At 70.9% G+C, this 13642-nt stretch carries 10 protein-coding genes; 3 read left to right on the forward strand and 7 right to left on the reverse strand.

Translation table 11 applies throughout. The features are described 5' to 3' along the window. Positions 1–4 precede the first annotated feature (4 nt). The 6 genes from AVW11_RS12105 to AVW11_RS12130 form a co-directional block, all read right to left on the reverse strand. The gene (locus AVW11_RS12105; protein WP_076043982.1) at positions 5–1735 is read right to left on the reverse strand and encodes a branched-chain amino acid ABC transporter permease; all 1731 of its coding nucleotides are present in this window, start codon (positions 1733–1735) and stop codon (positions 5–7) included. Between the two features lie 5 nt (positions 1736–1740). Further along, positions 1741–2673 carry a branched-chain amino acid ABC transporter permease gene (locus AVW11_RS12110; protein ID WP_060178966.1) on the reverse strand — a complete coding sequence of 311 codons (933 nt, stop codon included), beginning with the start codon at positions 2671–2673 and terminating at the stop codon, positions 1741–1743. A gap of 117 nt (positions 2674–2790) precedes the next feature. Beyond that, positions 2791–4023 (reverse strand): branched-chain amino acid ABC transporter substrate-binding protein, encoded by a 1233-nt coding sequence (locus tag AVW11_RS12115; RefSeq protein ID WP_060178967.1) that lies wholly within the window; start codon positions 4021–4023, stop codon positions 2791–2793. 540 nt (positions 4024–4563) lie between these two features. Then, positions 4564–4965: a hypothetical protein gene (locus AVW11_RS12120; RefSeq protein ID WP_060178968.1), complete on the reverse strand. Its 402-nt coding sequence runs from the start codon at positions 4963–4965 to the stop codon at positions 4564–4566. A 206-nt stretch (positions 4966–5171) separates the two neighbouring features. After that, positions 5172–5663 carry a PaaI family thioesterase gene (locus AVW11_RS12125; RefSeq protein WP_030846413.1) on the reverse strand — a complete coding sequence of 164 codons (492 nt, stop codon included), beginning with the start codon at positions 5661–5663 and terminating at the stop codon, positions 5172–5174. 54 nt (positions 5664–5717) lie between these two features. After that, a complete protein-coding gene (locus AVW11_RS12130) occupies positions 5718–7988 on the reverse strand; it encodes an FdhF/YdeP family oxidoreductase (RefSeq protein WP_076044001.1) in 2271 nt (756 codons plus the stop codon). A 200-nt stretch (positions 7989–8188) separates the two neighbouring features. Between AVW11_RS12130 and polA the strand changes: the two genes are divergently transcribed. Next, a complete protein-coding gene (gene polA, locus AVW11_RS12135; protein WP_060178969.1) occupies positions 8189–10912 on the forward strand; it encodes a DNA polymerase I in 2724 nt (907 codons plus the stop codon). 40 nt (positions 10913–10952) lie between these two features. Here polA and AVW11_RS12140 read toward each other — a convergent pair whose 3' ends face one another. Then, on the reverse strand, positions 10953–11846 hold the full coding sequence (locus AVW11_RS12140) for a DUF4184 family protein (protein ID WP_076043983.1): 894 nt from the start codon (positions 11844–11846) through the stop codon (positions 10953–10955). Positions 11847–12031: 185 nt separating this feature from the next. On the opposite strand from AVW11_RS12140, the gene AVW11_RS12145 reads away from it, so the two are divergent. Together AVW11_RS12145 and AVW11_RS36515 are read left to right on the forward strand one after the other, a co-directional pair. Beyond that, a complete protein-coding gene (locus tag AVW11_RS12145; protein ID WP_076043984.1) occupies positions 12032–13264 on the forward strand; it encodes a lytic transglycosylase domain-containing protein in 1233 nt (410 codons plus the stop codon). A 232-nt stretch (positions 13265–13496) separates the two neighbouring features. Then, on the forward strand, positions 13497–13637 hold the full coding sequence (locus AVW11_RS36515; RefSeq protein WP_106971437.1) for an SPW_0924 family protein: 141 nt from the start codon (positions 13497–13499) through the stop codon (positions 13635–13637). Positions 13638–13642: the final 5 nt, after the last annotated feature.

Genomic DNA, 13642 nt, shown 5'->3' on the forward strand with positions numbered 1-13642 from the left:
TTGTTCACGCCCCCGCCTTGGCGGTGGCCAGGTCCTTGGGGGCCTGGTCAGCGGTGTCGTCGTGGAACTCGAGCTGCGCGCGCTTGTTGGCGATGAGGCCTTCAGGGCGGAAGCGCATGAGCAGGATGAGGGCGATGCCGAAGGCGAGGAGCTGGTAGTCCTGGAGGAAGGCCAGCTTCGCCGGGATCAGGAAGAGGAGTGCGGCGCCGAGGATGGGGCCGCGGATGGTGCCCATGCCGCCGAGGATGACGGCGGCGAGGAGGAACGCGGAGTTCGGCGGGACGGGCCCGGCGAAGACGTAGTTCTCGGGGACGACCGTGGTGTTGACGTGGGCCTGGACGGTGCCGGCGAGGCCGGCGAGGGTGGCGCCGAGGGCGAAGGCGATGAGCTTGACCTTGAAGCCGTTGATGCCCATGGCTTCGGCGGCGGTCTCGTCCTCGCGGATGGCGACCCAGGCGCGGCCGATGCGGCTGTTGCCGGCGCGGGCGAAGACCAGGACGACCAGGGCCATCACCAGCAGCATCAGGAAGTAGTAGTTGGCGTAGGCGCCGAGTTCGATGCCGGCGACGATGTGGGACTCGCCGAAGTTCCACCCGAGGATTTCGAGGTGGGGGATGTTCGGGATGCCGTTGGGGCCGTTGGTGATGTCCGGGCCGGAGGTGCCGTCGAGGTTGCCCATGGCGATGCGGAAGATTTCTCCGAAGCCGAGGGTGACGATGGCGAGGTAGTCGCCGCGCAGGCGGAGGGTCGGTGCACCGATGACCACGCCGAAGACGAGCGAGACGATGGCGCCGACGATGACCGCCGCCCAGAAGGGGAGGTGGATGCCGAAGGCGGAGGCGGTGCTGCCGGAGACCAGGGCGGCGGCGTAGGCGCCGACGCCGAGGAAGGCGACGTATCCGAGGTCGAGGAGGCCGGCGAGGCCGACGACGATGTTCAGGCCGAGGGCGACGGTCGCGAAGATCAGGATGTTGACCGCGATCAGCGTGTAGGTGTCGCCGCTCTGCTGGATGAACGGGAAGGCGATCGCGGCGGCCGCGGTGCCGAGGAGGGTGACCTGGCGGTTGTTCGCGGTGAGGACCGAGAAGCGGGCGAGGAGGCCCGACTTGTTCAGGGCGAGGGCCGCGACGCCGACCGTGATCAGGTAGGCGACGAAGAGCTGCGGTTCCTTGTCATCGGTGTCGATGCCGAAGGTGATGACGAAGAGGCCGAGGGCGAAGACGCCGGTGATGATGAGGATTTCGGCCCAGTTGGGCAGGGTGCTCTTGGCGGGGGTGACCTTGCGGCTGTCGTCGGGGAGCTTGTGCGCGGCGAGGGCCGGGACGAGGGAGCCGACGAGGGCGACGTAGGCGCCGGGTTCGAGGTTGACGATGCCGCCGAGGACGACGGTGATCGCGATGACCGTGAACCAGGTGGCGGCCAGGTTGCCGAGGGCCAGGAACCAGATGGCCTTGCGGGAGCCGCCGGGGGTGAGCCAGCCGAAGCCCTTGACGCCGAGCGCGGAGAGCGCGTGGACGAGGGTGAGGGCGGCGCCGGCCAGGGTGACGTACTGGAGGTCGGCGGGGCTGCCGTAGAAGGTGAGGTCGCCGGGGAAGTCGGGGGTCCAGGTCCAGGCGAGGAAGGCGCTGACGATGGTGAGGAGGCTGCCACCGATGATCGCGTAGAGGAGCGTGGCGGGTGCGGCTGCCGTCTTCGCGGTCTGCGTCTGCGTCTGCGGGGTGGTGTTGGTGGTCATGGTTCTCACGCCCGATCCGTGACGCGCTGGCCGAGCAGGCCTTGGGGCCGTACGAGGAGGACGACGATGAGGAGTACGAAGGCCCAGACGTTGGACCAGGCTCCGCCGCCGAGCTGCTGCATGCCGGGGATCTCTTCGATGTAGGCGATCGAGAGGGCTTCGGCGAGTCCGAGGACGACGCCGCCGACCATGGCTCCGTAGATGTTGCCGATGCCGCCGAGGACGGCTGCGGTGAAGGCCTTGAGGCCGAGGATGAAGCCCATTTCGAAGTTGATCTGGCCCTTGTCGACGCCGTAGGCGACGGCGGCGACGGCGGCGAACGCGGCACCGATGGCGAAGGCCATGACGATGATGCGGTCGGTGTTGATGCCCATCAGCTTGGCGGTGTCGGGGTCCTGCGCGGTGGCCTGCATGGCGCGGCCGCTGCGGCTCTTCTGGACGAAGACGCCGAGGGCGAGCATGCAGAGCGGGGCGAGGATGAGGACGAAGAGGTCCGCACGCTGGATCGCGAGGCTTTCGGTGATCTTGAAGGCCGGGCCGGTGAACTCGGGGAAGCTGACGGCCTTCTTGGCGTCCGGGTAGAACTGCCAGACGAGCTGCTGGAGAGCGATCGAGAGGCCGATTGCGGTGATGAGGGGTGCGAGCCTGGGAGCGCTGCGCAGGGGGCGGTAGGCGAAGCGTTCGGCCGCGCATGCCACGGCGACGGAGCAGATGGCGCCGCCGACGATCATGACGGGTATCGCGATCAGCAGGGTGGTGCCGGTCGGGAGGATGGCGTAGGCGGTGAGCGCGCCGAAGCCGCCGATCATGAAGATCTCGCCGTGGGCGAAGTTGATGAGCTGGACGATGCCGTAGACCATGGTGTACCCGATGGCGATGAGGCCATAGAGAGCACCGAGGGCCAGGCCGTTGGCCAGCTGTTGCGGCAGTTCGTGCACCGCAGGGCCTCCGATGAGCGTGTCGGATAAGACTCCGCGCGAGGGCACTGTTTGCGCCCTCGCGCGGCGTTGGTTCAGGTGTTGCGCGTGTTACGGGTGGTGCTGGGTGTTACGGGCTTACTGGTTGAAGGTGTCGCTCTTGACGTCGACCCACTTGCCGCCCTCGACCTTGTAGACGGTGAGCTGCTTGTTGGTGGTGTCGCCGTACTGGTCGAAGGCGACCTTGCCGGTCACGCCCTCGAAGGAGACCTTGCCGAGGGCCTCGACGACCTTGGCGCGGGCGTCGTCGGGGAGCTTGCCGTTGTTGGCGGCGGCGACGGCCTTGACGGCCTGGATGACGGCCCAGCCGGCGTCGTAGGAGTAGCCACCGTAGGCGGCGTACGGGTCCTTGTAGCCCTCGGCCTTGTAGTCCTCGATGAACTTCTTGGCGGTGTCCAGCTTCTCGACCGGGTAGCCGATGGAGGTGGAGAGGTCGCCCTCGTTGGCCTCGCCGGAGGCGCTGATGAAGGCGGGGTCCTGGATGCCGTCGCCGCCCATGAGCGGGACGTTGGCGCCGGTCTTCTTGATCTGGTCGGCGAGGAGGCCGCCCTCGGGGTACTGGCCGCCGAAGTAGACGGAGTCGGCGCCGGAGGACTTGACCTTGTCGGCGGTGGAGGAGAAGTCGGTCTCCTTCACGGTGACGTGGTCGGTGCCGACGATCTCGCCGCCGAGCTTCTTGAACTCGTCGGAGAAGATGGCGGCGAGGCCGGCGCCGTAGGTCTGCTTGTCGTCGACGACGAAGACCTTCTTCTTGCCGGCGTCCTTGAAGAGGTACTGGGCGGCGAACTTGCCCTGGACCACGTCGGTGGCGGCGGTGCGGAAGTAGGTGTCGAAGGGGCGCTTGAACTCGCCCTTGCCCCAGTTGTCGCCCTGGCTGAGCGCGGGGTTGGTGTTGGCGGGGGAGACCTGGGCCAGCTTGGCGGAGGCGAAGACGCCCTGCATCTGCTGGGCGACGCCCGAGTTCAGCGGGCCGACGACGCCGACGACGTCCTTGTTGCCGACGAGCTTGGTGGCGTTGGCCTGACCGGAGGCCGGGACGGCCTGGTCGTCGAGGGCCTCGACCTTGAACTCGATGCCCGGGACCTCGTTGTTCTTGTTGGCCGTCTTGGCCGCGAGGTCCACGGAGTTCTTGATGCCCTGACCGAGAGCGGAGAGGGAACCGGTGAGCGGGGCGTCGACGCCGATGACGACGACGGTCTTCTTGCCGCCGCTGTTGTCCTTGGAGCCTCCGTCGCGCGATCCGCAAGCGGTGAGGGTCAGTGCTCCCGTGGTGATCACGGTGGTGAGGATGAGCAAAGAACGGTGTCGCACGATTCTTCCTTTCCCTGGCGCAGCCCTCTGTCGAGGTGCCGTTGGGTCGCCGGGCCGCACTGGAGAGGTCCACGGCCGTGCTGATTCGCGCCCTGCGGCGCGGTGACTGGCCGTGACTCTAGGGCCGAGGTGGCGAGCACCGGGAGGCGGGAAAGGAGGATGTGACGCTCTTGTTATGCCAAGGCCAAGAATGTGTGGTGGGAGTTTAAACAAAACGGACATTTAGGTGCCCTTGAGATCGTCCGCATGGTGAGAAATCGCAGTTCCTCTAAGGGGCTTGAGGGCTTCATGCTCCTGTCCGGGATCAAATTGAGCCGAATGTGGCTGCGCGTGCCCGAAAGAATCCTCCGGGTGGCCATTCTCAAGGGAAAAGGCGGATTCGAGCCGTCTTGGGAATTACGCAGAGTGATGATTTCGGCGTTGTGTCGGGACTGTGAACGATCTTGTTCTGGCGGCGTTAGGGCCTCCCACCTGCGGTTCGTCCCTCCGGGCGCATCTGCCCGGAAGACGGACAGCGTGCTCGGAATGCGGTGACGCCGGTCACAGCGGAGGGCGCTGGTTCTCCGAGCTGCCGGTCGCGCCGCCCTGCTCGGCGCAGCGTTGCGCCACGAAGCGGTCGATCAGCTCAAGTGCCTTGTCCCGCCCGGAAGTTCGCTCTTGCGCGCGTCCTGCGGCCACCGCGTCCTCGTGGATCGCGTACTGGTCGTTGGACAGGCCCTTCTGCTCCCAGTCGAGGCCGGACCACCTGGTGCCCAGGAGGGTCTCCTTCGCCCAGTAGGACACCAGGCTCGTGCACACCTGTACGGGCGAGGCGGGGGTGGGGGCGGACGGGCTCGCGGAACCCGCCGCGGAGGGTGGCGCGGAGGATGGGCATCCGGTCAGGGCGAGCGCCGCGAGGAGGGTGGGGGCGGCGTACCGGGCCGTGCGTGGCGTGGTCCCCATGGGGGGACGGTAGGCGGTGGCCGGCGGTGAGACAACAGATGTCACCGCAGAGCGTGCGGACTGGCGGATTCCGGGCGGTTGCGGCGCCGGTCGCCCGGGCGGACGCGCTGCGGGAGCTGCGCCGGAGCCTCGGCGCGGCCGGGAGGGGCCGGCCTGGGCTCCGGCGGCGGGTGGGCGGCCTGCTCGTCGGGGCTGTGCGGGCCGGGTCAGGCCTGGGAGTGGGCCTCGGCGCCGCCGGCGACCTGGTCGACGTCGCGCAGCAGGCAGGTCAGGCGGGCGGTGCAGATCCGCTTGTCCTGCTCGTCGGTGATGACGATCTCGAAGGTGGTGGTCGAGCGGCCGCGGTGGACCGGGGTGGCGACGCCGGTGACGATGCCGGTGCGGGCGCCCCGGTGGTGGGTGCAGTTCAGGTCCACGCCGACGGCGATCTTGCCGATGCCGCCGTGCATCATGGCGCCGATCGAGCCGAGGGTCTCGGCCAGGACGGCGGAGGCCCCGCCGTGCAGCAGTCCGTAGGGCTGGGTGTTGCCCTTGACGGGCATGGTGGCGACGACGCGGTCGGCCGAGGCCTCCAGGATGCGGATGTCCATGCGCTCGCCGAGGTCTCCGGCCGAGAACAGCGCGGGCAGGTCGACGCCCAGGGCCGCGTACTCGTCGAGGACCTCCTGCGGGAACTTCACTGCGTGCTGCTCAGCCATGGTCGGGCTCCGTTCGTCAACGCTCGTTAACCATCAATTCCTGAGGTCGTTCTATCAGGCCGGTTCGAAGCGCACGACGACGGACTTGCTGGCCGGGGTATTGCTGGTGTCCGCGGTCGAGTCGAGCGGGACCAGCACGTTCGTCTCGGGGTAGTACGCGGCGGCGCAGCCGCGGGCCGTCGGGTAGTGCACGACGCGGAATCCGGGCGCGCGGCGCTCCACGCCGTCCTTCCACTCGCTCACCAGGTCGGTGTACGAGCCGTCGGCGAGGCCCAGCTCGGCGGCGTCGGCGGGGTGGACCAGGACGACGCGGCGGCCGCCGGTGATGCCGCGGTAGCGGTCGTCGAGGCCGTAGATGGTGGTGTTGTACTGGTCGTGGCTGCGCAGGGTCTGCAGGAGCAGCCGGCCCGGCGGGACGCGGGGGTACTCGACGGGTGCGGCGGTGAAGTTCGCCTTGCCGGTCCTGGTGGGGAAGCGGCGTTCGTCGCGCGGGGCGTGCGGCAGCCGGAAGCCCTCGGGTCGGGCGGCGCGGGCGTTGAAGTCCTCGAAGCCGGGGACCACGCGGGCGATCCGGTCGCGGATGGCGGCGTAGTCGCGCTCGAAGTCCTCCCACGGGGTGGCGGAGGCGGAGCCGAGGACGGCGCGGGCCATGCGGGCCACGATCGCGGGCTCGGAGAGCAGGTGGGGGGAGGCGGGGGCGAGGTTGCCGCGGGAGGCGTGGACCATGCCCATGGAGTCCTCGACGGTGACGAACTGCCGGCCGGCGGCCTGGACGTCCTTGTCGGTGCGGCCGAGGGTGGGCAGGATCAGGGCGCGCCGGCCGGTGACCGCGTGGGAGCGGTTGAGCTTGGTGGAGACGTGGACGGTCAGGGCGGTGCGGCGGATCGCGGCCTCGGTGACCTCGGTGTCGGGGGTGGCGCCCACGAAGTTGCCGCCCATGGCGAAGAGGACCTTGGCCGTGCCGTCGCGCATCGCCTGGATGGAGCGGACGACGTCGTAGCCGTGGCCGCGCGGCGAGGTGATGCCGAATTCCTTGTCGAGGGCGTCGAGGAAGGCGGGCGCGGGCCGTTCGAAGATGCCCATGGTGCGGTCGCCCTGGACGTTGGAGTGGCCGCGGACGGGGCAGACGCCGGCGCCGGGGCGGCCGATGTTCCCGCGCAGCAGGAGGAGGTTGACGACCTCGCGGATGGTGGCGACGGCGTGCTTGTGCTGGGTGAGGCCCATGGCCCAGCAGACGATGGTGCGCTTCGAGGCCAGGATCATGGCGAGGGCGCGCTCGATCTCGGGGCGGGTCAGGCCGGTGGCCGTGAGGGTCTCGTCCCAGTCGGCTTCCTTCGCGGCGGCCGCGAGGGCCTCGTAGCCGTGGGTGTGCTCGCGGATGAACGCCTCGTCGGTGGCGCCGTCGGTGTCGATGACGAGTTTGTTCAGGAGGCGGAAGAGGGCCTGGTCGCCGCCGATGCGGATCTGGAGGAAGAGGTCGTTGAGTGCGGTGCCCCGGAGCATGCCGAGGGGGGTCTGGGGGTTCTTGAACCGCTCCATGCCGGCCTCGGGCAGCGGGTTCACCGAGATGATCTTCGCGCCGGCGGTCTTGGCCTTCTCCAGGGCGGAGAGCATGCGCGGGTGGTTGGTGCCCGGGTTCTGCCCGGCGACGATGATCAGGTCGGCCTGGTGGAGGTCTTCGAGGGAGACGCTGCCCTTGCCGATCCCGATGGTCTCGGTCAGCGCCGATCCCGAGGACTCGTGGCACATGTTGGAGCAGTCGGGCAGGTTGTTGGTGCCGAACTCGCGGGCGAAGAGCTGGAAGAGGAACGCGGCCTCGTTGCTGGTGCGGCCCGAGGTGTAGAAGAGGGCCTCGTCGGGGGAGCCGAGCGCGTTCAGCTCCTCCGCGATGACGCCGAAGGCGCGCTCCCAGCTGATCGGCTCGTAGCGGTCGCCGCCCTCGGGGAGGTACATCGGCTCGGTGATGCGGCCCTGCTGGCCGAGCCAGTAGCCGGAGCGGGCGGCCAGGTCGGGCAGGGGGTGCGCGGCGAAGAACTCGGGGGTGACCCGGCGCAGGGTGGCCTCCTCCGCGACGGCCTTGGCGCCGTTCTCGCAGAATTCGGCGGTGTGCCGCTTGTCCCCTTCGGGCCAGGCGCAGCCGGGGCAGTCGAAGCCGTCCTTCTGGTTGACCTTGAGGAGGGTGCGGGCGGTACGGGCCATACCCATCTGGGCCCCCGCGATCCGCAGGGTGTGGCCGATCGCCGGGAGGCCGGCCGCCGCGTGCTTGGGCGGTGTGACCTGCGGTGCGTCCTGTACCGGATCACCTGTGGGCGGCTTGGTCGCCATCGCGCTCCCCTTCGAGCGTACGTACGGGTGCAGCACGGGTGGCCGCGTGCTTCGATCCTTGCACGACCCACGGGTTCCGGGGGAGGGCGGTCCGGTGCTCGCGGCACCCGGCCGGGTGCGCCGGGGGCGTCCCGTGGGGCGGATGCGCCGGGGGAGGCGACCGGCCTGAATTGTCGGTGGGGGCGCCTAGGATCGGGGGCGTGGCAGATTCAGCATCGAAGAAGACGGACCAGACGACCGCAGCGGACCGCCCCCGCCTGATGCTCATGGACGGGCACTCCCTGGCGTACCGGGCGTTCTTCGCGCTGCCCGCGGAGAACTTCACCACCGCGACGGGGCAGCCGACCAACGCCATCTACGGCTTCGCGTCGATGCTGGCGAACACGCTGCGCGACGAGGCGCCCACGCACTTCGCGGTGGCGTTCGACGTGTCCCGCAAGACGTGGCGTTCGACGGAGTTCCCCGAGTACAAGGCGAACCGCTCCAAGACGCCCGACGAGTTCAAGGGGCAGGTCGAGCTGATCGGCGAGCTCCTCGACGCGATGAAGGTGCCGCGGTTCGCGGTCGACGGCTTCGAGGCCGACGACGTGATCGCGACGCTGGCGACGCAGGCGGAGGCACTCGGTTTCGAGGTGCTGATCGTCACCGGCGACCGGGACTCCTTCCAGCTCGTGTCCGAGCACACCACCGTGCTGTACCCGACCAAGGGCGTCTCGGAGCTGACCCGCTTCACGCCGGAGAAGGTCGAGGAGAAGTACGGACTCACCCCGCAGCAGTACCCGGACTTCGCGGCCCTGCGCGGCGACCCGTCCGACAACCTCCCCGGCATCCCGGGCGTCGGCGAGAAGACCGCCGCCAAGTGGATCAACCAGTTCGGGTCGTTCGCGGAGCTGGTGGAGCGCGCCGACGAGGTCAAGGGCAAGGCCGGGCAGAACTTCCGGGACCACCTGGAGTCCGTCAGGCTCAACCGGGTCCTGACCGAGATGGTCAAGGACGTGGAGCTGCCCAAGGGCGCCGCCGACCTGGGCCGCCTGCCCTACGACCGGGCCGCGGTGACCGGCGTCCTGGACGTGCTGGAGATCCGCAACCCCTCGCTGCGCGAGCGGCTGCTGGCCGTGGACCCGGGAGCGGCCGAGCAGGAGGCGGCTCCGGCGCCCGCGGCCGGGGTGGAGCTCGACGCGTCCGTGCTGGGCACGGGCGAGCTGGCGCCGTGGCTGGAGAGCCACGCGGGCGGTCCGCTGGGTGTCGCGACCGTCGACAGCTGGGCGCTGGGCCAGGGCAGCATCGCCGAGATCGCGCTGGCCGCCGCCGGAGGGGCCGCCGCCTGGTTCACGCCCGCCGAGCTGGACGAGAGCGACGAGCGGGCCTTCGCGGCCTGGGCGTCCGACGCGGCCCGCCCCAAGGTCGTGCACAACGCCAAGGGCCTGATGCGGGTCTTCCCCGAGCACGGCTGGAGCCTCGCCGGCGTCACCATGGACACCGCGCTCGCCGCCTACCTGGTCAAGCCCGGCCGACGCTCGTTCGCACTGGACGCCCTGTCCACGGAGTACCTGCACCGTGAGCTGGCCCCCGCCGCCGCCGACGGGCAGCTGGCCTTCGGCGCCGACGAGACGGCCGAGGCCGAGGCGCTGATGGCGCAGGCCCGCGCCGTTCTGGACCTGGGCGACGCGTTCTCCGGCAGGCTCACCGAGGTGGGCGCCGCGGAGCTGCTGCACGACATGGAGCTGCCGACCTCCGAGCTGCTCGCCCGGATGGAGCGCGCCGGCATCGCCGCCGACCGCGACCACCTGGAAGCCATGGAGCAGCAGTTCGCGGGAGCCGTGCAGCAGGCGGTCAAGGAGGCGCACGCCGCGGTCGGCCACGAGTTCAACCTCGGCTCGCCCAAGCAGCTCCAGGAGGTCTTCTTCGGCGAGCTGGACCTGCCGAAGACGAAGAAGACCAAGACCGGCTACACCACGGACGCCGACGCGCTGGCCTGGCTGGCCACGCAGACCGACCACGAACTCCCGGTGATCATGCTCCGCCACCGGGAGCAGGCCAAGCTGCGCGTCACCGTCGAGGGCCTGGTCAAGACCATCGCCGCGGACGGCCGGGTGCACACCAGCTTCAGCCAGACCGTCGCCGCGACCGGCCGCCTGTCCTCCACCGACCCGAACCTGCAGAACGTGCCGGTGCGCACCGACGAGGGACGCGCCATCCGCCGCGGCTTCGTCGTCGGCGAGGGCTTCGAGTCGCTGATGACGGCCGACTACAGCCAGATCGAGCTGCGCGTGATGGCCCACCTCTCCGAGGACGCGGGCCTGATCGAGGCGTTCGCCTCCGGCGAGGACCTGCACACCACCGTCGCCTCCCAGGTCTTCGGCGTGGAGCGCGACCAGGTCGACGCCGAGATGCGCCGCAAGATCAAGGCCATGTCCTACGGCCTGGCCTACGGGCTGTCCGCCTTCGGCCTCTCCCAGCAGCTGGGCATCGAGCCCGCCGAGGCGCGCGGCCTGATGGAGACCTTCTTCGAGCGCTTCGGCGGGGTCCGCGACTACCTCCAGCGCGTGGTGGACGAGGCCCGGGCCACCGGCTACACGGCGACGATCTTCGGCCGCCGCCGGTACCTGCCCGACCTCAACAGCGACAACCGCCAGCGCCGCGAGGCCGCCGAGCGGATGGCGCTCAACGCCCCGATCCAGGGCACCGCAGCCGACATCGTCAAGGTCGCGATGCTGCGCGTGGACAAGGCGATCACCGAGGCGGGCCTGCGCTCGCGCATGCTGCTCCAGGTCCACGACGAAATCGTGCTGGAGATCGCCCCCGGCGAGCGCGAGCGGGTGGAGGAGCTGGTGCGCCGCGAGATGGGCGCCGCCGTCGAGCTCCGCGCCCCGCTGGACGTGTCGGTGGGCGTCGGCTCCGACTGGGAGTCCGCCGCGCACTGACCTAATACGACCACGCGCGGCAGCGCCCGTCCCCGTCCGCTCAGGCGGCGGGGACGGGCGTTCGCGTCTCCTCGTCCGCGCGGTCCCCGCGGTCTCCCCGGTCTGCGCGGTGCCCGTCGCGTCCCCGGTCGCGCCACTGCCGCAGGCGGACGAGGACCCCGTACACCAGCAGGGACACGCACAGGCCGCCGCCCGCCCCGAAGCAGACCGTCGGGATGATGTCGAGGGGCGTACGGATCCGGTCGAAGAAGGTGAAGAAGCGGATCACCCGGAACGTCACCCCGGCCGCGACGCCCGCCGCGATCAGCGCCAGCGCACCCCGGTGCTCCGCGCGGCCGAGCACCGGCACGGACGCGGGCGGCCTGCCGTCGGGCAGCCGGCGCAGCGCGGTCGCCGTGAACCACAGCAGCGCGCCAGCCGCGATCGCCGAAGTGCCGTACTGCAGGAAGGTGTAGGCCGGGAAGCCGAAGGCCACGGGCTCACCCAGCCAGGGAAGCGCGTTCGTCCCCCACCGGTCCAGGTGCGTGAAGCTGTCCCACAGCACGTGCGTCAGCGAACCGATGACCGCCGACACGTAGAACCAGGCGGCGAACACGGGCAGTCGGCGGCGGGTACGCCATTCCTCGCCCCGGACGAACGCGTGCACCCTGCCCTGCCACCCGCCCGGCAGGAGCGCGACGAGGGGCTCGCGCAGCAGCAGCCAGCCCCCCACGAGCAGCGCGGTGAGGACCGCGTCCAGCGTGAAGATCCCGAGCAGCGAGTGCGTGACGCTCCCGTACGCCATGAAGCCCTCGACGACCGCGTCGGTGAAGTAGAAGGTGTCCGGCGCGAAGGAGCCGAGGACCATCGCGGAGGCGACGAGGGGGCCCCGTGCACGCCCCGTCCGGCGGATGGCCGGAAGTACGGCGGCCGCATGGCTGAGAGTGAACGGCATGACACCTCTTCTGCGCGCTGCTGGGCGGTCGTTCCCCCTTGGGGCCGATGCGCCCGAAGGGTCCCGACAGTATGCGTGAGCTGCCCGTGGACGTGGGGATCCGGTGAAATCCGGCCCGTGATACGTGCCCGTGGAAGGGAGTTGACGTAGGGTCACGCGGACGTCGAGGGGGAGGGGTCCGGCTCATGTCGTCTCGGATATTCGGCCGCAGGCTGCGCCGGGGGACCACGGCCGCGCTGGTCTGCGTGCTGACGGTCGCCGCACTGACCGCTTCGCGGGGCCCGGCGGGTCCGGTGCCGAACACGGCCGTGGCGGCCGGCGGGGAAGCGGACGGGTCGCCCCCGGCGCCGCAGAGCGGCGGCGACGCGGCCTACTTCACCGAACTGCCCCCGCTGGTGAGCCCGCAGCCGCCGGCGGTGCTGCTGCCGGACGGGACGCCGCCGGCGGCGGGCACGCAAGCAGCGGCGCAGCCGGAACAGCCCTCCGCCCCGGTCGGGACGGGGCCGCGCGAAGGGGCGCAGGGGATACCGGCGAGCGTGCTCGCGGCCTATCAGCGGGCGGAGCGGACGGTCGGACAGAGCGACCCCGGCTGCGGACTGCGCTGGCAACTCCTGGCAGCCATCGGCAAGGTGGAGTCCGGACAGGCACGCGGCGGCCAGGTCGACGCGGCCGGCACCACCCTGCGGCCGATCCTCGGACCGGTGCTCGACGGCAACGGCTTCGCGCACATCACCGACACCGACGGCGGCGCGTACGACGGCGACGCACGGTACGACCGGGCGGTCGGGCCCATGCAGTTCATCCCTTCCACCTGGGCGGCCTGGGGCCAGGACGCGGACGGCGACGGGCGCCGCAACCCGAACAACGTGCACGACGCGGCCCTCGCGGCCGCCCGCTACCTGTGCGCGGGCGCGAGGGACCTGCGGGTGGAGGCCGACCTGGACCGGGCGGTGCTGTCCTACAACCACTCCACGGAGTACCTGCGGACGGTGCGGTCCTGGTTCACGTACTACCTGAAGGGCACGCACGAGGTCCCCGACGCCGTCGGTACGCCGACACCGGCACCGGTCCCCGCAAAGCCGTCCCTCAAACCGACGCCGACCCCCACGCCGACCCCGTCGCCGACGCCCACGCCGTCCCCGACGCCTACCCCCACGCCGACCCCGTCGCCGACGCCGACACCGACCCCCACGCCGACCCCGTCGCCGACACCCACGCCGAGCCCGACGGCGACCCCGTCGCCGACGCCGACCCCCACGCCGACCCCGTCGCCGACGCCGAGCCCGACCGCGACCCCGTCGCCCCGGCACACCCCCACCCCGACGCCGACCACGACGGCCACCCGGACCCCGGCGCCCACGGCCACCCCGAAGCCCGCCGCGTCCCAGGCACCGACGCCCGCGGCGACCACCCCGTGAGGCAGTCCGGGTGATCGCCGAGCGGACGCGGTGTGCCTATGCCCGCCGTGCCCGCCGTGCGCGCCGTGCCCGCCGTGCCCGTGTCCGTGTCCACCGGCGGCCGGGCCCGGCCGCACCGTCCGACCGCCCGCGCCCGCAGGCCGCGGACCCGTCGCCCTGACGGTTCTCATCTGGCCCCCGCGTTGCTACGGTGCCCCCTCTCTGACGCCTCATCAGATCTCGGAGCCCCGGCATGCGCGCATTCGTCGCCGCCGTCATCGGCCTCGCGGCCGCGCTGGCCCTCGTGTTCGCCATCACGGCGTTCGGGGTGCCCGAAGGCGAGACCTCACCCAAGCCCCTGCTCACCACCGCGCCCCCCGCGCCCGGAAAGTAGAGGAG

Origin of the sequence: Streptomyces amritsarensis (genome assembly GCF_001953875.1) — a bacterium.
GTDB classification, from domain to species: domain Bacteria; phylum Actinomycetota; class Actinomycetes; order Streptomycetales; family Streptomycetaceae; genus Streptomyces; species Streptomyces amritsarensis.

Excerpts from the sequence above, each read along its gene's own strand:
- AVW11_RS12105 (WP_076043982.1), bottom strand. The coding sequence starts at position 1,735 with ATGACCACCAACACCACCCCGCAGACGCAGACGCAGACCGCGAAGACG.
- AVW11_RS12120 (WP_060178968.1), bottom strand. The coding sequence starts at position 4,965 with ATGGGGACCACGCCACGCACGGCCCGGTACGCCGCCCCCACCCTCCTC.
- AVW11_RS12145 (WP_076043984.1), top strand. The coding sequence starts at position 12,032 with ATGTCGTCTCGGATATTCGGCCGCAGGCTGCGCCGGGGGACCACGGCC.
- AVW11_RS36515 (WP_106971437.1), top strand. The coding sequence starts at position 13,497 with ATGCGCGCATTCGTCGCCGCCGTCATCGGCCTCGCGGCCGCGCTGGCC.
- AVW11_RS12130 (WP_076044001.1), bottom strand. The coding sequence starts at position 7,988 with ATGGCGACCAAGCCGCCCACAGGTGATCCGGTACAGGACGCACCGCAG.
- AVW11_RS12140 (WP_076043983.1), bottom strand. The coding sequence starts at position 11,846 with ATGCCGTTCACTCTCAGCCATGCGGCCGCCGTACTTCCGGCCATCCGC.
- AVW11_RS12125 (WP_030846413.1), bottom strand. The coding sequence starts at position 5,663 with ATGGCTGAGCAGCACGCAGTGAAGTTCCCGCAGGAGGTCCTCGACGAG.